Source organism: Bacillota bacterium (assembly GCA_013314855.1).
Lineage (GTDB): Bacteria > Bacillota > Clostridia > Acetivibrionales > DUMC01 > Ch48.
The window spans coordinates 19,064-40,432 of the sequence record JABUEW010000009.1 but is presented as its reverse complement, the minus strand read 5'-3'; the positions used below and the strand labels follow the sequence as shown (position 1 = coordinate 40,432).

Genomic DNA, 21,369 nt, shown 5'->3' with positions numbered 1-21,369 from the left:
TACGGCAATATCATGAAGACTCTCTTAGAATAAGTTCAGAAGGCAGTATTAACGTCATTTCCATATCACCCCCATTAATTATTTCCAGAAGCATTTGCGCTGCTTTAAACCCCATATCATAAAGAGGCAGTTCGATTGAAGATAGGGGTGGGTGAATAAGGTCAAAGAAATTTGAGGAACCTACGGCTATAATACGAACATCTTCAGGTATTTTTATATCAAGCATCTGACAGGACTTCACAGTAAGCATGCCAAATCTGGGAGAACCTGCAAGTATAGCATCAGGTTTGCAGTAATTATCTTCAAAAAGTCCTTTTATTGCTTTGCATACCTCATTATCATCGAATGTGCTCCGGATAATAAAATCTTCTTTTAACTCATAACCATGGAAAGCTAAAGCATTTTTAAAGGCTTCAAGCCTTCTGTCAGCCCTGCATTTTGGTACAGGCCCCGTATATGCCACATTTTGTACTCCCTTGGATTTAAAGTAACCTATCACATTTTGAATATAGGCAAGATGGTCTGTACATACCTCGTGGACATTCCTTCCTGAAGGATGAGTATCTACAATTACATATGGTAATCCTATATTGTCCATATATTCAATCTCACCATCCCCAACAGAAGCAAAAGCAAATATTATACCGTCTATCCTATTTGAACTATAGTATTTGATAAATTCCGCCTCTTCTATGCCCTCATGTTTGTTAAACAGAAGGGTTATAGAATAATTATCTTCCTGAAGACCGTCTCTAATACCCTCCAGGGCTTTCATAAAATAAAAATTGGTAACATTTCTATCAGTAACAACACCTACAGACATCGATTTTTTAAGTTTCATTCCCCGCGCAATTTGATTTGGATGGTAATTCAGTTTTTTTACAGCATCAAGTACTGCCTGCCTGGTTTCAGGCTTTATTTTAACATCACTTACATTATTTAGTATATATGAGACTGTAGCCTGTGACACTCCAGCTTCCCTTGCTACATCCCGGCTTGATACCGAACTTTTACGTTTCATAGCACACCCCTTGCATTAATTGTATAGTTTTATTATATTCATTATATTCATTTATACGTATAAATTTTAATGCACACACCTATTTTTGTCAATAGACTTGCATATAGCAATTTGTGCAAACTTTTTGCCAATATTAGCAAAGATTTTGTATATTTTTATTTGTAGAATAGAAATTGATTAAAGTATACCAGGAGGGACAAATAAATATGAAAGAGATTATTCTTAATATTATTAGCTTATTAAAACAGAACAAGGAAACCTTCGACAAAGCAGCTGAAATTCAATTAGCTTTGTGGAACGGGGAAAAAACTGAAAGACAACCATTACTCCTGCAGTGTCTTCTTGATGATGAAGAAAGTAATGCCCTGCCGTATTTCAACCTGAAAGAAATACATTATGATAAAGATAAAATGCTTTTAAACGGTTTGAGAGATACTTTGACAGTCCTGTATGGAGGTCGCGAAGCTGTTCCTTCAGTAAGGGCAAATATGGGTTGCGGCATTTTTCCAAGTCTTTTTGGAGTTAAACAGGAGCTTTTTGAGGATAAAATGCCCTGGGTACAGGAACACATTCCTAAAAATGTTTTAATTAAAATGGGCCCGGAAGATTTAAAGCTGGGAGATGAATTCAAGGCAGGGCTCTCACATATGTCTTATATGGCAGAGCACTTGGAAGATACAGGATGTCTTGTTTTTCCTATGGATTTACAAGGCGTCTTTGATACTGCCCATATTGTATATGGAGATCAGATATTTTATGATTTGTATGACGACCCGGAATTTGTGCATCATTTGTTGGATTTGAGTTGTCATGCAATTATTCTTGGTATGGAAGAATGCCTGAAAATAATACCGGACGCAAACATAAAAGTAGCCCATTATAATAGCCTAGTAATGCCAAGATCCAAGGGCGGTATAAAGTTGAGTGAAGATACATCCACCCTTTTGTCAAAAGAGCATATTGAAGAGTTTGTATCCCCCTATATGCATAGAATACTCAAACACTTCGGCGGTGGCTATATTCATTATTGTGGCAAAAACCCTCACCTCTTCGAAGCGGTTATGTCAGAGTCTTTGGCATATGGTATAAATTTTGGAAACCCTGAAATGCACCATATGGAAACTGTCTTAAACAGATGTGCTGAAGAAGGTAAAATATATTATGGATATATTCCAAAGGATGAGAATGAGCCCCTTGATGTATATTTCAGAAAATATGTACAAGCCTCCCATAAGAATGGCAGAAAACACTTGCTTTTACAGTATAGCTGCAAAAAGGAAGACAGAAATATGGTGCTGGATGCATGGGAAAGAGCAAATGAGTAAATCCTAATACTATACCTTCATTGAGGAATATAAAAAATTTGTATAAAAAAATTTTTATAAAAACCTCTTGACAGAACAAGGTACAATTACTAAAATATTTATTGTTAGCACTCACTTTAATAGAGTGCTAACAGGTAAAATTATCAAATAAAATAGGAAACAATAAAATATGAGAAGGGGAGTTGATGAGCTTATGAAAATTAAACCTTTGGGAAGCAGGGTGCTACTGAAGGAAATTGAAAGCGAAGAAACTACCAAGAGTGGTATTGTCCTTCCTTCAAATGCCAAGGAAAAGCCTTATATTGCTGAAGTTATTGAAGTAGGACCCGGCGAAACATTAGAAGATGGGAAAGAAGTAAAAATCGAAGTTAAAAAGGGCGATAAGGTACTTTACAGTAAGTACAGCGGCACTGAAGTGAAGCTGGATGATGAAAAATATTTAATTGTAAAATATGATGATATACTTGCAATTTTGCAATAACGTAATAATGAGTAATACAATAATGTTTCAGGAGGGATGAATAATGTCTGCTAAAATGATTCTCTATAGTGAAGATGCCAGAAAGGCTATGGAAAGAGGAGTTAACAAACTGGCGGATACTGTAAAAATTACTCTTGGTCCAAAAGGAAGAAACGTTGTACTGGATAAGAAATTTGGTTCTCCTCAAATTGTAAACGATGGTGTTACCATCGCAAAAGAAATTGAACTAGAAGATCCTTATGAAAATATGGGTGCACAGCTTGTAAAGGAAGTTGCAAGCAAAACCAATGATATTGCGGGTGACGGTACAACTACTGCAACTCTGCTTGCCCAGTCCATAGTAAGAGAAGGTCTGAAGAATGTTGCTTCAGGCGCTAATCCAATGATACTCAAGAAGGGTATAGAAAAAACCGTCGAAAAAGCTGTTGAACTTCTAAAACAAAACAGTGAACCAATAAAAGGTAAAGAAGACATGGTATTTGTTGCAACCATTTCCTCCAGCGATGAAGAAATAGGAAAACTTGTCGCTGATGCAATGGAAAAGGTTACAAAAGACGGGGTTATTACCATTGAAGAGTCAAAAACTTCCGAAACTTATATTGAAATAGTTGAAGGCATGCAGTTTGATAGAGGCTATATCTCACCGTATATGGTAACCGACAGTGAAAAAATGGAGGCTGTTTTGGAAAATCCCTATATATTAATAACTGATAAAAAGATAAGCAATGTACAGGACCTGTTGCCTGTTCTTGAGCTTGTCGTTAAAGAAGGCGGAAAAATCCTAATCATTGCTGAAGATGTTGAAGGTGAAGCTCTTGCTACTCTTGTTGTAAACAAGTTAAGAGGAACTCTCCAGTGTGCAGCTGTTAAAGCTCCAGGTTTTGGTGACAGAAGGAAAGAAATGCTCCAGGATATTGCTATTCTGACAGGGGGCCAGGTTATTTCAGACGACACCGGTATGAGTCTTAAAGATGTAAAACTGGATTGGCTTGGTAAAGCTAAATCAGTAAAAATAGAAAAAGAGAATACAATAATTGTTGACGGTGCCGGTGATCCTTCTGCAATCAAAAAGAGAATAGAAGCTATAAAGAAGCAGATTGAAATAACCACTTCCGATTATGATAGAGAAAAACTTGAAGAAAGACTTGCAAAACTTTCAGGCGGCGTAGGAATTATTAGAGTAGGAGCAGCTACCGAAACCGAAATGAAAGAGAAGAAGCTCAGGGTTGAGGATGCTCTCAATGCTACAAGAGCTGCTGTAGAAGAAGGCATTGTCGCCGGTGGCGGGACAGCCTACATCAATATTATTCCTGAAGTTAAGAAATTCGTAGATTCCCTGGGAGGGGATGAGAAAACAGGCGGCATGATTATACTTAGGGCTCTGGAAGAACCATTGAGACAGATTGCAGTAAATGCCGGCTTCGAAGGTTCTGTTGTTGTAGATAAAGTAAAGAACAGTCCTAAGGGTATTGGTTTTGACGCCCTTAAGGAAGAATATGTAGATATGATCAAAGCTGGAATCGTTGACCCAACAAAAGTTACAAGAACTGCACTTCAAAATGCAGCATCTATCGCTACAATGATACTTACAACTGAGAGCAGCGTTGCAGAAAAACCAAAGAAAGAAACCACTCCTCCGGCTGCTCCATCATATGACATGGATTAACAGCTCAATTAACCATGTCAGCCATCAACTGAAAATAAAAACAAAAGGTTGCCGAGGAATTTTAGTCCCGGCAGCCTTTTGTTTATATATTCTTATATATATTCTTAATTTTTAATTCTTAATTTTTAGGTTCACTGCTACATCTTAATACATTACCGGCGTCAGCTCTCCTCCGTTATCAGCAGAAGCTTCTTCAGCCTCCGCAATGGATATCGTTTCCATGGTACTTTCAGGAGGAGCTACCGTTATGGGTTTATCGTTTAAAATACAGTCGATAAAATACTTAATCTCCCTATAATACCCCATTTCATTAGGGTATTCCGGAACAAAGCTTTTCCCATCATTTGGGTTTATTATAAGCTTGCCGTCTTTAAAAATTAAATTCCCTTTTTCAAAGTTTACCCTGTAAAGCATTTCAAACCCATAGTCGCCGTTCAATGTCCAGTCATCCTGGGCGTTTATTACCTTTCCATCTTCATATATGTAATTGGTAGAAACAATATCATACCCACTTCCCGGTATAATATTTTTTGCTATTGTGGATACTTTTTCAGGTTTCCCAAACAACCAATTAATCATATCTACATCATGAATATGCTGATCTAGCAAGCAACCTCCGCTCTTATCCTTCTGCAAAAGCCAGTTTTGATATGACCATATAGGCGAACCTCCTCCTCTATAAAAATATGCGCCTGTTACTTTGCCGAATTTTCCGCTATCAACATATTCTTTAAGAATTTCATATTCAGGCCAGAAACGAAGGCACTGTCCTATCATTAATTTTTCCCCGTTTTTCTTGGCGGCCTCAATCATTTGCCTGCATTCTTTAGAAGTACGGGCCATAGGTTTTTCACATAACACATGAAAACCTTTTTCCAAGGCTTTTATAGTAACTTCAGCATGCAGGTAAGTCGGAAGAGTAATATCTACATAATCCACATTTTCTTTTTCCAACATTTCATCTATACAAGTATAAAGATTATACTTGCTGAAGTCATAGTCGGCATTACCTACTCCTATATTGCCTTCTACAAACTTTCCCTTGAACTTTTCGGAATCAATATCACAGATTGCTGTAAGTTTTACAGGATAGCCCTCTGATTCAAGACGTATGTAGTTATCTAAATGTGTCCTTCCCATAAATCCTAAACCTATTAAACCTACTTTAACCATATCCATGCCTCCTTGAAAATATATTCTTTTGATATTTATAATTATAACATAGCTCCCTAGAGCCGTGTAAACTCATCGTCCAATCTCTTTTTAATTTCCAATAAAAACTCCCTTGTATTCACAACTTTTTTGTCGGCAGCTTCCGACAACAAGGCTAAGTCTTTTGTCATTACTCCTTCTTCAATTGTTCTAATAGAAGATGCTTCCAATTTATCTGCAAATTCCACAAGTCCAGGTATTCCGTCCTTTTCTCCCCTTTTCCTTAAGGCTCCCGTCCATGCAAAAATTGTTGCCATAGAGTTTGTAGAAGTCTCTTCACCTTTGAGATACCTGTAATAGTGTCTCTGAACTGTGCCATGAGCTGCTTCGTACTCATAGCTGCCGTCGGGGGAAACAAGTACCGAAGTCATCATTGCCAGGCTTCCGAAAGCCGTTGCCACCATATCGGACATAACATCTCCGTCATAATTCTTACATGCCCATATAAAACCCCCTTCCGACCTTATTACACGAGCCACTGCATCGTCTATTAAAGTATAGAAATATTCTATGTTTGCTTCTTCAAACCTTTTCTTGTATTCTTTATTGTAAACCTCCTGGAAAATGTCTTTGAAGGTATGATCATACTTTTTTGAAATAGTATCTTTTGTTGAAAACCAAAGGTCCTGTTTCTGGTCCAAAGCATAATTAAAACAAGCCCTGGCAAAGCTCTCTATTGATTTGTCAAGGTTATGCATTCCAAGGACAACCCCTGGGCCGTCAAACTCATGGATAAGCTGCCGTACCTCTTCTCCCCCTACAGAAGTATAGACAAGCTCCACCTTGCCTGGTTTCTCAATGCGGTATTCCACATCCTTATACACATCTCCATATGCATGCCTGGCAATTGTAATGGGCTTTTTCCATGTCCTTACAGAAGGCTTTATACTGCTTACAACAATGGGGGCACGGAAGACTGTGCCGTCCAGTATAGCCCTTATAGTACCGTTCGGGCTCTTCCAAATTTGCTTTAAATTATACTCTTCTACTCTTTCAGCATTAGGAGTTATTGTTGCGCATTTTACGCCAACACCGTATTTTTTGATTGCATAGGCAGCCTGTATGGTAATGTTATCACAAGTTTCATCCCTTTTTTTCAGACCTAGGTCATAGTACTCGGTTTTCAACTCTATGTAGGGTTCCAATAACAACTCCTTTATCATTTTCCATATAATCCTTGTCATTTCATCCCCGTCAATTTCAACAAGAGGTACCTTCATTACAATTTTCTTTGTCATATCAATCTCCTTTCCCTTGAAGCATAAAGTCCATAAATTCATCGGGGATTTTGGCCCTTTTGTTCTTTTCATCATTTTGTATTTTACTCTATTTTCATTAATTATTCAAGGTCAAATGGGCGCATTTTCTTCATAAAAAATAAAAATAAAATGCGCCCGTTTACCTATTATGTTTGCCTTATTAAAACAGCTCCATGGCTATGCTTCCCACCATTTTGTCCCTTACAATCCTGGAAACAAGATTCATACCTCTCAAGAAAGCGGGTATTTCTTTTATAAAGTTTTCCTCTTCCGGTTTATATTTCTTTTTAATTTCCACAATTAATTCTTCTATAGTATATACCTTGAACCTCTCTACGCCGTAAATTCGCGCAACCTCTTCAACCAGGACAGCCGCTATGTCTTCATAAGAAGCATTTGAAGGCACTCCCAATATGTCTGCTATCTTCGGTATAACATACTCGAAAAGTGCCCTCTTGCCATATACATTTTCCAACCCGAATAAACTGCATACTTTTTCAATTTTTTGATTTTCCAGCCCTATTAAATACTTAATAAAGAAATCATCATCGTTTATAGGTTTAATATAATATCTTTTGCCCTTTAGCTTATTAAAAATTTTCAATGTATCAAAATAACCCATAGCCAAGTTTTTCTGTGCCCTTCCCGCACTAAAGTCCAGAATCGGGCCAAGGTTTTCTCCTGGAGCTATAGTAATTATATTCAATCCTGTTGTGTCAATTTTCTTTACACGTCCCAATCCAAAAGTCCTCACTACAATTATATCCTTATATCCTTTTCCCTGGACAAGGTTAATGGGAAGGATATTATAAACTCCTCCATCAATATATATTTTCCCATCTATTGTTTTCATCTTGAAAAATGGAAGATTTGCACTTGCAATAAGGTAATCTATTAATTTGCCTTTCGGTATATCTTCTTTATATATTTCCACGGGTTTTCTGCTAGTTAAATCAAAGGTAACTATTCCAAAATCCACAGCAGACTCCCGAACTTTTGTTTCGTTTATCAGTGCATTTAGTATTTGAACCAATGGTCCTATATCCAGGCCCCTTTCTGTTACAATTTTCTTTAATCTTTCAATTTTTTTACTTAGTTTTTCCCCTGCAGTTTCCATATCATTTAATTCTTTTTCTTCGTGATCAGTAAGCTTTATTATTTTGGAGGGATTTATATTGTACCAAACCTCATAAGCCTTATCCAGGTCGCCCTGGACTATCATTGCCCCATTGAGGGCACCTACCGAAGTCCCTGCAACCCCGCCTATTTCTATTCCCATTTCAACCAGAGCTTTAGCTACCCCTATATGGTAGGCGCCCTTTGCTCCGCCTCCTTCTAATACAAGACCATACATTGTTGTTCCCTCCGGACTATTTATCATTATTTGCTTCAAATAATTCCTTCTATAGCCCTATTGTTACGCTTTATCATTAAAAAATCAAAAATGTTTATTGCACCTAATCTAATTATATCATATTCCAAATATAACAATTGGTATTTTCCAAATATTTATAGTGATTTATTTTACCTCCTGCTTAACTTTTCATACACTTCATTATAATAAAGTGCATTTTCCACAGGTGTATTGGGGGGTATGTGGTTGCCTACTGCCATAAAGTATCCCGGATATTTTTTACCTATATCCATACAGCGTTTAACCTCTAAGTATATTTCTTCTTTTGTTCCATCCAATAAAACCCTCGTGTCTGCATTACCAATAAATACATGGGTTTTACCGTATTTTTCTGCCACATACTCCATATCGGTAACCGGCTCCAGCACGAAACCGTGAACTCCGCAAGCAGCAATATCGTCTATAAATACAGTGTAATTTCCGTCTGAAGTAAACATTATCTTTTTCTTGCTTTCAATTAAGGGAGCCAGTAATTTTTTATAGTTGGGAAAAACATACTTTCTATACCAATCAGGATGCAGAAAAGGCCCCTGGGTCCATACAATATCATCGTGAACCATAACCACAGGCACATCAGCTTCTGCCAAAGCATCAAAATACTGCTGTATCCAGGATACATAACGGTTTGTAACTTCACCGAACTTTTCAGGGTCGGCACCAGCACTGATAAGTAGCATCTCCCATCCAAATATATCAATTAGTCCGGATATGCATGTGACATATATTCCTGTCATATTAACGGCATCAGGATATTCCATACATGCCTTTTTATAATGTTCTTCAAATTCGGTTTTTAATTTTCTTATATCCTTTTCTCCATAAACCTTCCATGGGTCGAAGTTTAATACATCTTCAGGCTCTTTGAAAGGACAATAAATTTGATTATTATAATCAACACCTTCTGCAGCATATACGGCATGCCCCATACTTGTCCTTATATCGCCAAATATGTGACCACTTATAAGAGTGCTCCAGATAAAATCATAATTCCAGGCTTTCCTGAAAGCTCTCTGGGCCTTCTTCTTTAAATCCCATGGACTTTTATTGTCAACATGTATACCTGTTACAATGCTTAAAAGTTCCCAATGGGATTCAGCGGAATATTCAGTACGAGGTACCCTCGAAGGCATTTCCAGGTTTATAGCTGCCATTCCATCATAATATGACATAGATAAAATGATTATACATAAAGCAAAAGAAGAACTTCTTACGTCAAACTCAAGCATTAAGGAAATTGCCTATAAGCTTAAATTTTCAGATGAATTCTACTTCTCCCGCTTTTTTAAAAAACATACCGGCATTCCTCCATCAAAATATAGGATACAGAATAAGCTTTAGCTTGAGGCAGGGAAAAAACATGCATAATGTGTAGCCAAAATACTTGCCTTAAAAGTTAGGAAAAACACGATATTGTAATTGAATATCGGTAAGTAAATAAGTTATAATGTTGTATAAAGTGATACTGTTCTCTTTAATTATTTTATACAAGAAAAACGGGTGAAAAAAATGCTTATAAAGGAAATAAAGACTTCACTGGATAGTTTTGAGTTATATACCATTTTTAAAGATAATTCCTTTAGTTTTTTTCTGGACAGTGGTGTGGATCATGAAAAATTAGGGAAATATTCTTTTATTGGGTTTGACCCTCAATTAGTTTTTAAAAGCAAAAATAATAAAATAAATATCATAGAAAAAGGTGTATATCGGACTTTTTATGGTAATCCTTTTCAAAAGCTTAAAGAAATTCTTTCAAAATACAAGATAGACTATAGGAGTGAATTTCCCTTCATGGGCGGTCTAGTTGGATACTTATCCTACGACCTATGCCATCATATAGAGAAACTGCCCAGAACAGCTATTGATGATGTAAATATTCCAGATTGCTTTCTAGGTATGTATGATGGAATTATTATTATTGACCATGTAAAAAATAAGGTCTATATTGCAGCTTTAGGTATTAAAGATAGAGCGGAAAATATCGTTACCGAAATATCAAACAAAATATACCGGGCAGAAGAAAAAAGTATTAAAAGAAATATAAGTAATAATATAAGTAATATAAACAAAAAGAATAATCCAGTGAAATTAAAGGCTAATTTCACTAAAGATGAATACATCAAGGCAATAAAGAAAGTTAAGGATTATATTAAGAATGGAGATATCTATCAGGTAAATCTTACCCAACGTTTTGAATGTAATATGGAGGGAAGTCCCTATGAATTATATGCGAAGCTTAGAAATATTAACCCCGCTCCTTTTGCAAGTTTTATTGACTTTGGGGAAGGATATATTGTCAGCAGTTCACCGGAGAGATTTATACAGATTAAAAATAGAGTTATTGAAACCCGACCTATTAAAGGTACGAGACCAAGAGGAAAAACGCCGGAAGAAGATTCAAAAAACAGAAATGATTTGTTATCCAGCGAGAAAGATAGGGCAGAATTGTTGATGATTACAGACCTAGAGAGAAATGATCTGGGCAAAGTCTCAAAAATCGGCACGGTAAAAGTAACGGAGCTATTTCATTTAGAAGAATATGCAACTGTATATCATTTAGTTTCCACAATACAGGGAGAGATGAGGGAAGACTGTGATGTCATTGATTGTATTATGGCTGCTTTTCCGGGAGGCTCAATAACAGGAGCACCTAAAATTAGGGCTATGGAAATTATCGATGAACTGGAGCCTACTCAAAGAAATGTTTATACAGGTTCAATAGGGTATATAGGCCTTAATGGCGATATAGATTTAAATATTGTTATTAGAACAATAATATGTAAAGACAATAAATCCTATTTTCAAGTGGGTGGCGGTATTGTATGGGATTCAGATCCGGAACTGGAATATGAAGAGACTCTTCATAAGGCAAAAGCGTTGATTGAGGCACTAAACAGTTAGTTAGCTATCAATTCCAGATAAATTAAGAAAAGGTGGTAAAAATGTACATTTCAATAAACTGTGAATTCATACAGGAAGAAAAAGCTTTGGTGTCAGTAAGTAGTGAAGGTTTTCTTTACGGTTATGGTGTATTTGAAACAATAAAATTCGATAATAAAAAAATCTTTTTTTTAAAAGAACACCTTGAAAGACTTAAAGATGGTTGCTATACATTGAAGCTTTCCCTAGATTATGATACATTGTTTATTCAGGATCATTGTAATAAATTAATTGCTGCTAATAACCTTAAGTCTGGGGTTTTGAGAATTTTATATGCAAAAAACAAGAACAGAAATGATTTGATTATTTCAGTAAGGGAAAACAAATATAAAGATGAAGATTATAAAAAGGGGTTTAAGCTTTGTTTTACTGATATAAAAAGAAATCCTTATACTCCGTTAACCTATATAAAGTCCAATAACTATGTGGAAAATTTAATAGCAAGACAAGGAGCAACGGAAAGAGGATACGATGAAGTTATATTTTTGAATATCTATGAAAAAATTTGTGAAGGTTCCATGACTAATATATTTTTTGTAAAAGACGGTACAATTCATACACCTTCCATAGATTGCGGGCTTTTACCGGGTATTATAAGAAATAAAGTAATAGATATCATAGATAAATTAAATTTGAAATTTCAAATAGGAGAATATACAAAGGAAGAACTACTGGAAGCAGATGAAATTTTTTTGACTAATTCCTTATTAGAAATTATGCCGGTATCACAAATAGAAGATAAAAAACTGGATTTAGAGAAAAACTTTATTACAAAAATGTTGAAAGATCAATATGGTTTCCTGTGAAAAAGAAAGGCTAACAACGCTAAGTGACCTCAAACTCCTGAAGTACCTGTATGCTTAAACAGCCTTTTCTTGAATTCCATAAATCAACAAGAAGCGCCCTGGCTTTCCGGTTTTTAATACCGACTGAAATATCATGGGCATAGACCAAGATATTAGTGTCAATAAACTGCCGATTGCTTTTATCGTTCATGAATGTCATCCCTCTTCCAGTTAATTTCACCTTTGGTATTCATGTCTATGCCCTTTTCCAGGATTTCTAAATGGTGCTGCCTGGCTTTTATATAGGAATCCTCCTTTTCAACTATCTCCTCCAGGGTTTTTGCCAGAAGTCTCGACACCGAAGTTTGTCTGTCTACAGCAATATGCTTGATTTTAAGTAGCAAATCCTTATACCAATGTTGAAAATTTCATCAATTCTAAGCATTACCTGTTTCATATTCCTCCATGGATGTAATAATTCAAGCAGCCTAACTAGTTATTTTCGGCATATATGTTAAGCATAAAAATACCTCATGTCCTTTTCATTATAAATTACATAAAATTGAGTACTACAGCAAGGTTAAGTATTAGAATAACTCTTTTGCCATCACTAAGTTTGGCAATAGAATCAATATATCTATTTTTATCACTTACGGAAATCACCTCCGGAGCTTCTTCAAGAAGCTCGTTTGAAAACCTCAAAATTTCAGAAACCGAATCTATCAAAATACCTATCTTCTTTTTTTGATACTCTATAACTAAAAATTTGGAAGAGTCAAGAGAATGTATATCTGTTATCGCAAACAGTGTTCTAAGATTGAGTATAGGAATTACTTCTCCCCTCAAATCAACCATTCCCTCAATAAAAGCAGGAGCACCTGGGAAGCGCACAAGTTCGCTCATTCTGTTAATTTCTTGAACATAATTGATCCTGATTCCATATTCTTCATTTGCAATTTTAAATATTACAATATGCTCAATACTATAATCATTTAAATCTAGCTCCACTGAGTTATCCTTAACGTCTTCTTTCCGTCCGCCATCGCAAATACCGGTTAAATCATTAAAATTTACTATCTTATTGGTTTCCAGCACCATTACAAGTCTTCTGCCATTATTCAGATTAACAAACCCTTTGATGAACTCTGTACCCTTACTGATTGCAATCTGAAAATGCTTCTTGAATGAATCCTTTTTTATATGAGCAACCTCTAACACCCTGTCAACAATAACACCGTATGTGAAGCTTCCTGTATCAATGATTATAACACGGCTGTATTCATCCGGCTCTTTGCAATTTACATTCAAAAGTTTTCCCAGATTGATTGCTGCAAGAAGATGGTTTCTGATAGAAAGAACCCCTTCAATATAATTTGCGGTATTTGGAACCTTCATTATACTAGGAAGCCTTATGATTTCTTTTACATCATTTATATTGACAGCATACTCTTCATTTCCTACGGCAAAAATAATTATTTGTTCTTCCTCAATTTTTGTGTTTGAACCCTCCAGTTCCATTTTTAGTAGTCCGTTCTGATAATTTGCATGGCTGTCGAGCTCTCCGGCTTTTACAATTTTTTCAGCATCAAGAATCATGATTATTCTTTTTCCATTGTCAAGCACAAGTATACCGCTGATAACTCCTCCATTAATCTCCCTAATGCTCTCTGGCGTCTCTTTTATGTATATTTCCTCCGTACTTAATACCTCCGAAACCTTATCCGATATCATTCCAACCTTCTTGCCATTCATATCGGTAACAATAATTCTGCTGCTCTCATTGTATTCCTTGTCAGGTATACCAAACAACTTATGGCTGTCAATGACAGGCAACAGCTCTCCTCTCAAGCTACACAAACCGGCAATATAAGGAGGTGTATTAGGAACTTTCATCATGGCAGGCACCCTGATAATTTCTTTCACATTGCTTAATATAAATGCAAATTCTTCTTCTCCGACGCGGAACACCACCATCTCAATTTTCTTATCCTTTGCCGAATCCCTTTCTTCATCCTTCGGCACTCCTTCAACCATGTTCCGTTCTTCCAATTCAGCCTTTAAGTCAAAATCATTTTTTAAGCCGTCAGCTTTCTGCTTCTTTCTATTCATTTCCCTTTTTATCTTTTCAAAATTATTCTGGCTTTTTTTACTGTTCCGCCCTGGCATCAATGTTCACCAGCCTTTCAACAATATGATTAAATTGCTTTGAAGACTCTTCATCAAATTCATATACAGTTTTTCCCAGCTTGCCTGCTTCCGTAATCTTAATCCTCCTGTGGACGGGGTGAGTCAGCAAATCAGTACCTGCAAAAAACTCTTTAATAAACCCCAAGTTTTCTTTTCCATCAATAGTCCTTTGATCGTACATGTTGGGCACTATCAGAGAAACCATGTCTGAATCCAGTTTCAAATCCGAAAGATACTCGTAAATATTCCCAATAGCTCTTACAGAAGCTGCTTCTAGCTGCACAGGTACAATAATTCCGTCCACAAAGCACAAAACTGCATCATTGATTTTGCTTCGCTGAGGTCCACAGTCGATGATCACGTAATTGTAGCCCATATATTCCAAATCTTTTAATTTTTCCTTTAAAACTACATCTATTCTGGACTCTCTGTATAGCTCAGCATTAATTCTATCTAAATTTTTTGAAGGCAGCAAATCCAGGTTTTCTCTTGCATGGATGATACATTCTGAAACCTTGGTATTCCCAAACCTATCAAAAAAATCATAAAAAGTCTTTTTATAATCTTCCGACGTAAATCCAAGAAAAAGACCGGCATCATTTTGTCCGTCCAAATCTATCAATAATACTTTCTTACCTTTAAGTGCTAGTCCATGAGCAACATGCACTGCAATCGTACTCTTGCCGACACCTCCCTTATTGTTAAATACAGCATATTTCTTAAGTTTGCTAGTCATATGAATGAACCCCCTGGTAGAATAAAAGTCATATTTTAAGACCCAGATTTAGCTCAATATTTCCCATTTGAGTACTCAGCTCAACTACTGTTGTCTCAACCTGGCTGATAACAGCCTTCATCATGTCCCCATAAACTATTGTAGGCGGAGTAACTTCTTTAACCAAATTTTGCAATGAAAACTCAGTGGCAGCCTGTCCGCAAATTATGTTTGTAAGTTCTCCCAATGCACTTACCAACATTTCATCTATCTCTGTTATTTCCATCCCCATCATCATGACTGAAGCAATTCTTTTGGCTGTATCATACGGCATACTTAATGCAATATTTCCCTTCATTTTTCCGGATATACCAATAATAACTGTAAGGTTGTACTTACAGATAAATGAATCTTTCTTGTAAACACTTCCACTTACAATTTTTCCAAGCCCAAAACTGGCAAATACTTTCGAAATAGAATTTACAAAAGGACATATATATTTTTTGTCCACCTTCATTCTCCTCCAAAGCCGATATAAAAATCAATATTCCCGAACCGTGTATAATAAGACAATAATACAGAATCCAGTTTTGGAGAGAAAAGCCTAGCATTCGTTCCGGCAAAAATACTCGGAGACGCCAGTCTTAAACCTCTTCCACTAAATTTGTCGTTTATCATGGTTATAGCCCCTCCTGAAGCAATATTGCAAAATTCGGCAATGGTGAAAAGAGCAAGATCCTCATCGTTAAAATCGGAATCAAGTTTTTGGGCAAGCTCCAATGCAGTGTCAAGGCACATGTCAAGAAGAACCCTTCCTTTTTTTACGCCTGATATCCCGATAATAACGGCGGCCCCCTTCGATGATATCCATCTTGGGGCTGAAGTCTCGCTTTCCAATATTATTTCCTCTTCAAACATATCCTCAAAAGATTTCCTTATAGAATCTTTAAAAAACTCAATATAATCCCTCTCTATTACCCTCATAGTTATTATCTCTATTACCCTCCTAGTCATTTTATTATCCTTTTATTTTTAAATTTATAATTAATTATTTCTGTGCAAGCTGTATAATATCTACCGGATTCACAATCAGAACAACCTGTCCATTACCCAGCAGAGTTGAGCCGGATATACCCGGAATAGCCGCAAGTTGCCCGTCTAATGTTTTTACAACGAATTCCTGTTCGCTTTTAAATTTGTCTACAATAATTGCGTATTTTTCTACGCCGTTTGATATAATAACCGCATTCAATTCTTCCTTTTCCATATCTCTGTCTCCTGTTAGGAAAATCTTGCAAAGCCATTCAACCCCAATAATATCTTTTCTGAGATGTACAAAGCACTTTCCGTTAAATGTGTGGATATTTTTTTGGTTAATTTTTACAGTTTCAACAATATACTCCAAGGGGAAAATATATGTTTCACCGGATACCTCAACAATCAAACCGCGTGAAACTGCAAGAGTGAGAGGCAGTTGAATTATCATTTTTGTTCCCTTATCTACTTCACTTTCAATAGCAATATTTCCATTGATCTTTTCTATATTGCTTTTTACAATATCCATCCCTACTCCCCGCCCTGACACCTCAGTAACCTGTTTTGCTGTACTGAAGCCGGGAAGGAATATAAGATTTATCAACTGGCTTCGGTTCATCTTTTCGGCTTCTGTTTCAGTGATGAAGCCTTTTTCAACCGCTCTTTCCTTCAACTTCTCCGCATCGATTCCTTTACCATCATCTTCTATTTCAATATACACATACTTGTTCTTATTGTAAGCTCTCAGCACAATTCTTCCCGTCTCAGGTTTCCCTTTCGCCAATCGCTCTTGCGGAATCTCAATACCATGGTCTGCAGCATTGCGTATTAAATGGACTAAAGGGTCACTGATCTGTTCAATTATTGTCTTGTCAATCTCTGTATCCTCACCCTCCATAATCAATTTCATCTTCTTTCCCGTGCTCTGGGATATATCCCTTACAACTCTTGGCATTCTTTGAAATATTGTTTTAATTTCTACCATCCTTATAGACATAATGGTATTTTGAAGTTCATCAGAGATTCTATTTATATAAAGCCCTACCTCTTTTACTTCTTTTGACATTTCAGGAAGGTCATATTCAAGATTTAACCTTGATGAAATGTGCATAAATGCATTTTTAGCAATTATTAACTCTGATATCATGTCCATCATTTTATCCAGTTTTTCCTGACTTACGCGGATGCTCTGTATTATATTGCCTTTTCGCTGTAGATCAGTAATCTCTCCTTGGTCATCTCTGAGCGGTTTTGCAGGAGTCTTTGTATTGTTGTCCGGTACGGATTGAAGGTACGATATATATCTGTCAATTCTATCAAGAATACCGCTTGCAGGAATGTTATGGCATTCCTCAGAAGCAACAGCACTCATGGAAGTCTTTAAATAATCTATCACTTCATAACTCAAATCGATGAGTTTTTTTTCAAATGTAAGTTCCTTGTCCCTTATCAGCGCTAGCAAGCTTTCAAAAGTATGCACCACTTCGGAAAATTGTTTTAATGCCGAATAATATGGACTTTGATGAGTTATCGTTGCCAGGTAAATTCCTATCCCGCCTTTAATGCTGTGAATAGCCCTGAACATTTCATGAATAACATCCCTGTCATCTCCATTAATATCCAGCTGTATTAACAATTGGTTCTCAATCCGCTCAACATGTTCAGTGCCTTCAAGGAGAAACTGCTCCTTCATTCCCTCTGCCAGCCTGCTTTTAAACTCCTCCGTCTGCAGTATCTCCAGTCCGACTTCTTCTTGCTCCTCTTTCCCCCCGGGTTTCCCATCGTCTTCCTTCTCATTTTTTTCACTCTTTTCCAGTGCCTGCTTTAAGCCTTCCAGAACCGACTTTTCTTTCTCACTATTTACAAACTCTATATGAATTGCTCCCTTTTCACCGGACAAATCATATTCTTTCAATTTCTCGTAAAGCTGGACGATGTAACCGTTTAAAAGGTCTACAGCCTGCAGCAAACTATCTATAAGTTCCAAATTAACAGATGTATTTCCCTTTCGTATTGCATTCAGCGTAAATTCTATCTCATGGCTGAGCTTTGTTATACAGGATAGTCCCACAAAGGAAGACCCTCCTTTTATATTGTGAACCCTTCTTAAAATATCATTTAACAGTTCGCCGTCATCCCAATGAACTTCAAGCTTTAGTATTTCCTTTTCAAGTCCTTCCAGGCATTCAGTCCACTCATCAATAAACATTTTAATCAAATCAACATCTTCAAGATAAAAACTGTTGCTCATAATCCACACTCCTTAGCACTAAAGAAGCATTTTAATTGCCATTATCAACTTTTCAGGGTCTGTCGGCTTTACAATGTGCAAATTGGGTCCAAGCTCTTCTCCGCTGAATCTTAACTTGTATTCTTCTTCGGTAGAAACTACAATAACAGGAATAGAAATACCATTTTCTCGTACGTTTTTTATCAATTCATAACCGTCCATTTTCGGCATATTTATATCCGTTACAAGTAACTGGTACTCTTCAGTAAGCAACTTTTCCAAAGCAACAGCTCCATTTTCGGCAGTTCCGGTCTGATAACCAAACATTCTAATAATATAGCTATGGAAATTCCTGACCATTTCAGAATCGTCAACAATCAGAATTCTTTTTTTAGTATCCTGCCTCATATTACCTCTCCCCTCATTTTGGTTTTGAATAAACTATTGAATCCCCTATTCTTTGAACTTTAAAAGCTGACGATATCCTTCCTACTGACTCCGAGTACCCGAGAAATATAAAACCTCCAGGATTCAAGCTCTCATAAAAACTTGATAAAACACTTCTTCTTGATTCATCATCAAAATATATAAGACAATTTCTGCAGAATATAAAATCACACCCTCTTACACCGCTCATTTCATATTCGTCCACCAGATTTATCCGCTTGAATGTAACAAGCCTTCGAACATTAAGATTAACAAGGTACTTGTCATGACGCTTTGTAAAATATTTTTCCAAATATTCAGGCGGCACATCCTTGATTGCCCTGTTCTCATACAATCCGATCTTGGCAAAATGCAGTACTTCTGTATTTATGTCGGAAGCAAGAATCTGCAATTCCCACTCATCAGGATTGTCAAACATTTCTTGAAGAATAATGGATAAAGTATAGGGTTCTTCTCCAGTGGAACACGCTGCACTCCACACCTTGAGCCTTCTACTATTCCTTTTTTCTCTTACAACCAAAGGCAGGACGTCTTCAGCAAAGTTCCTAAGCTGCGGAAAATCACGAAAAAAATATGTTTCATTTACCGTAAGTTCATTAATCAGTTTTTCAAACTCTAATGGGTCATCAGTAAATTTAAGCATCTGGTAATAGTCGTCCAATGTTTCCATCTCCAAGGCTTCAGCACGTTTTTCAAGCCTTTTTTGAACATAATACTTTTTATTGCAATCATAATATATTCCTGTTTTCTTATAAATCAACTTTACAAATTTGTCAAACAATTGATCGTCTAAAATCACTCAATCATCTCTCCCCTGTGTAATGCTCTTTCTGCCAATTTTCTCACTTCCTCGACCTGGTCCTTCAACATTTCTCTAAGTACACTATTTGCCCGTTCATCATTAAACAATTCCAGTGACTTTACTGCCGCAATCCGAATTAATGGGTTGCTGCTTCCTGCCGCATCCATTGCTATTTTTAACGCTTTGTCATTGTTAAATTTGTATAGATTTGAGATAATATCTTTCCTGTTTGCGACGTTAGATTCGTACTGCAATAATTTTTCAAGCAATTGCAAACTTCTATCTTCTATCCTCTTACATAAAGCCTTTATTGCCTTTTTTCTCACCATATAAGAGGGATCATTCACCATTGTTTCCATAAAATTGTAGAAAGTGCTGTCATCCGAATCTTCAATAATATCAACCAGTCCTGCTCTAACCTTATCGTCCCAGCTATCCATTCTGGCAGCTATATATTTCCATGCGAGATTTCTGTCAAACCTAAACATAACCTCCAGTGCTTCAAGCCCTTCTTCACCATGGTTACGCTTTACAATTCCCTCAAGCCTTTCTATACATATTTCACTTGCAAGAGAAATAAGCTTCGCAGATGCAGCCTTCCTGACTTTCTGACTTTTGTGTTCAAGTTTTGAAAAAAGAAAATCAATCGTATTAGCATCTAGTACGTTTACGCCTTCAACAGCAATTTTTGCCGCTTCTTCGTTAAAATCCGTAAAGTTCTCAAGTAAGCAGATATTCTTGTAGCAATCCAGGTCTGAAATAATATTTATTGCCAATTTCGATATCTCATTGTCTTCAGAATAGCACAGTTCTTCAACTATGCTATTAAATCCGCATATATGCTTTTTATATATCAGATTAAGCCCAATTAGTATTAATTCACGTTCCTCACTATATAGCATTTTACTTACAAAATCATGGGGAATATTATTTAAATTGCAAATAAGGTCAAGAAGATTTTCAATAAAAAATTCCTCTCTTTTATGCAAGGAAACTATTTCTTTAACATCGTCCAGGAAAAATACAAGCTTAAGTTTAACTGAAGCAGCTATTAAAAGTAGTGTTAGTTCCGCATCGCTGTAATCCCGGTACTTCTTGAAAATATTTTCAATTTTTAAAATAACTTCATTTGGAAGTATGCTTACATTATTGTTTACTATAAGACCACTTAATCCAAAAATCAGATTCGAATCATTCACCATGTATTGTACTGAATAAGTATTCAAAATCTTTTCTATATCCTGAGATGAACCAATAGTTCCAAGGCTTTTAACCAATGTATTTATCAGAATGTTTTTTTCAATAGTAGTTGCATTGAGACTTAATATCTTTTCTTCAATTTCATCTGCGATACCTTTTGCCCCAAGTCTGCCAAATGCCCTGATCAATGCATCAAGAACCCATACGCTGTCTGTCCTCTTCAACATCTCTACAAGCCTTCCTGATGCATCGGCATATTGCTGTTCCATAATAACCTCGATAGCCGCCTCCACTACATTTTCATCAGGGTCATCAAGAGCCTTTAATGCCATTTCACAGCTTTGAATTGTTCTTATATTCCTTAATGCATCCAGTGAAAATTTCCTTATATTTCTATTCTTGTCATACAGTTTCCTTTCCAGAACAGGCAGTGCCTTTTCCCCAAGATATATCAGTATCTCAATGGCTATATTGCGTACGTAAGCATCATCTGAATAAAGCAGTTCAGCAACACATTCTGCAGTCTGCTCATGTTTCATCTCTCCGATTTTTCGTGCAATCTTTTCCTGTTGATGCCTTTCTTTTTCTCTTACCAGCCTTTCAATAAGGGCTGCCAGTTCTTTTTGATCGAACCCTGTTTTATTCTTGCTCAT

Annotated in this window: 21 protein-coding genes; 6 read left to right on the top strand and 15 right to left on the bottom strand. The window is 36.4% G+C overall.

The genetic code is table 11. The features are described 5' to 3' along the window. Positions 1-10 precede the first annotated feature (10 nt). Positions 11-1,021 (bottom strand): LacI family DNA-binding transcriptional regulator, encoded by a 1,011-nt coding sequence (locus tag HPY74_02670; GenBank protein NSW89580.1) that lies wholly within the window; start codon positions 1,019-1,021, stop codon positions 11-13. 206 nt (positions 1,022-1,227) lie between these two features. On the opposite strand from HPY74_02670, the gene HPY74_02665 reads away from it, so the two are divergent. The 3 genes from HPY74_02665 (at position 1,228) to groL (ending at position 4,493) form a co-directional block, all read left to right on the top strand. Then, a complete protein-coding gene (locus HPY74_02665) occupies positions 1,228-2,346 on the top strand; it encodes a hypothetical protein (protein ID NSW89579.1) in 1,119 nt (372 codons plus the stop codon). A gap of 193 nt (positions 2,347-2,539) precedes the next feature. Continuing rightward, the gene (gene groES, locus HPY74_02660) at positions 2,540-2,827 is read left to right on the top strand and encodes a co-chaperone GroES (GenBank protein NSW89578.1); all 288 of its coding nucleotides are present in this window, start codon (positions 2,540-2,542) and stop codon (positions 2,825-2,827) included. Between the two features lie 43 nt (positions 2,828-2,870). Beyond that, the gene (gene groL / locus HPY74_02655; protein NSW89577.1) at positions 2,871-4,493 is read left to right on the top strand and encodes a chaperonin GroEL; all 1,623 of its coding nucleotides are present in this window, start codon (positions 2,871-2,873) and stop codon (positions 4,491-4,493) included. A gap of 144 nt (positions 4,494-4,637) precedes the next feature. Here the strand turns inward: groL and HPY74_02650 are convergent, their stop codons facing one another. The 4 genes from HPY74_02650 to HPY74_02635 all read right to left on the bottom strand — a co-directional run bounded on the left by HPY74_02650 (position 4,638) and on the right by HPY74_02635 (position 9,547). Beyond that, complete coding sequence (locus HPY74_02650; protein ID NSW89576.1) at positions 4,638-5,666, bottom strand: Gfo/Idh/MocA family oxidoreductase; 1,029 nt, start codon at positions 5,664-5,666, stop codon at positions 4,638-4,640. 56 nt (positions 5,667-5,722) lie between these two features. Next, complete coding sequence (locus tag HPY74_02645; protein ID NSW89575.1) at positions 5,723-6,943, bottom strand: NADP-dependent isocitrate dehydrogenase; 1,221 nt, start codon at positions 6,941-6,943, stop codon at positions 5,723-5,725. 181 nt (positions 6,944-7,124) lie between these two features. Further along, positions 7,125-8,318 carry a patatin-like phospholipase family protein gene (locus HPY74_02640; protein NSW89574.1) on the bottom strand — a complete coding sequence of 398 codons (1,194 nt, stop codon included), beginning with the start codon at positions 8,316-8,318 and terminating at the stop codon, positions 7,125-7,127. Between the two features lie 170 nt (positions 8,319-8,488). Beyond that, positions 8,489-9,547: a hypothetical protein gene (locus HPY74_02635; protein ID NSW89573.1), complete on the bottom strand. Its 1,059-nt coding sequence runs from the start codon at positions 9,545-9,547 to the stop codon at positions 8,489-8,491. Between the two features lie 7 nt (positions 9,548-9,554). Between HPY74_02635 and HPY74_02630 the strand changes: the two genes are divergently transcribed. The 3 genes from HPY74_02630 to HPY74_02620 all read left to right on the top strand — a co-directional run bounded on the left by HPY74_02630 (position 9,555) and on the right by HPY74_02620 (position 12,121). Next, entirely contained in the window at positions 9,555-9,716 is a 162-nt protein-coding gene (locus tag HPY74_02630; protein ID NSW89572.1) for a helix-turn-helix transcriptional regulator, read from the top strand. A 168-nt stretch (positions 9,717-9,884) separates the two neighbouring features. Beyond that, positions 9,885-11,276 carry an aminodeoxychorismate synthase component I gene (pabB, locus tag HPY74_02625; protein NSW89571.1) on the top strand — a complete coding sequence of 464 codons (1,392 nt, stop codon included), beginning with the start codon at positions 9,885-9,887 and terminating at the stop codon, positions 11,274-11,276. A 41-nt stretch (positions 11,277-11,317) separates the two neighbouring features. Further along, complete coding sequence (locus tag HPY74_02620; protein NSW89570.1) at positions 11,318-12,121, top strand: aminotransferase class IV; 804 nt, start codon at positions 11,318-11,320, stop codon at positions 12,119-12,121. A gap of 19 nt (positions 12,122-12,140) precedes the next feature. Here the strand turns inward: HPY74_02620 and HPY74_02615 are convergent, their stop codons facing one another. The 10 genes from HPY74_02615 to HPY74_02570 all read right to left on the bottom strand — a co-directional run bounded on the left by HPY74_02615 (position 12,141) and on the right by HPY74_02570 (position 21,369). Next, a complete protein-coding gene (locus HPY74_02615; GenBank protein ID NSW89569.1) occupies positions 12,141-12,311 on the bottom strand; it encodes a hypothetical protein in 171 nt (56 codons plus the stop codon). Continuing rightward, positions 12,301-12,504 (bottom strand): CopG family transcriptional regulator, encoded by a 204-nt coding sequence (locus tag HPY74_02610; protein NSW89568.1) that lies wholly within the window; start codon positions 12,502-12,504, stop codon positions 12,301-12,303. The genes HPY74_02615 and HPY74_02610 overlap by 11 nt, the downstream gene beginning before the upstream one ends. A gap of 148 nt (positions 12,505-12,652) precedes the next feature. Then, positions 12,653-14,266, bottom strand: coding sequence for a chemotaxis protein CheW (locus HPY74_02605; protein ID NSW89567.1), 1,614 nt, complete (start codon positions 14,264-14,266; stop codon positions 12,653-12,655). Continuing rightward, a complete protein-coding gene (locus HPY74_02600) occupies positions 14,247-15,023 on the bottom strand; it encodes a ParA family protein (GenBank protein ID NSW89566.1) in 777 nt (258 codons plus the stop codon). Before HPY74_02600 ends, HPY74_02605 begins: the two co-directional genes overlap by 20 nt. Positions 15,024-15,051: 28 nt before the next feature. Then, positions 15,052-15,513, bottom strand: coding sequence for a chemotaxis protein CheX (locus HPY74_02595; protein NSW89565.1), 462 nt, complete (start codon positions 15,511-15,513; stop codon positions 15,052-15,054). 2 nt (positions 15,514-15,515) lie between these two features. Beyond that, a complete protein-coding gene (locus HPY74_02590; protein ID NSW89564.1) occupies positions 15,516-16,016 on the bottom strand; it encodes a chemotaxis protein CheX in 501 nt (166 codons plus the stop codon). A gap of 34 nt (positions 16,017-16,050) precedes the next feature. Further along, a complete protein-coding gene (locus tag HPY74_02585; protein ID NSW89563.1) occupies positions 16,051-18,288 on the bottom strand; it encodes a chemotaxis protein CheA in 2,238 nt (745 codons plus the stop codon). A gap of 18 nt (positions 18,289-18,306) precedes the next feature. After that, complete coding sequence (locus tag HPY74_02580) at positions 18,307-18,675, bottom strand: response regulator (protein ID NSW89562.1); 369 nt, start codon at positions 18,673-18,675, stop codon at positions 18,307-18,309. A gap of 13 nt (positions 18,676-18,688) precedes the next feature. Next, on the bottom strand, positions 18,689-19,513 hold the full coding sequence (locus HPY74_02575; protein NSW89561.1) for a protein-glutamate O-methyltransferase CheR: 825 nt from the start codon (positions 19,511-19,513) through the stop codon (positions 18,689-18,691). Next, positions 19,510-21,369 (bottom strand): HEAT repeat domain-containing protein, encoded by a 1,860-nt coding sequence (locus tag HPY74_02570; GenBank protein NSW89560.1) that lies wholly within the window; start codon positions 21,367-21,369, stop codon positions 19,510-19,512. Before HPY74_02570 ends, HPY74_02575 begins: the two co-directional genes overlap by 4 nt.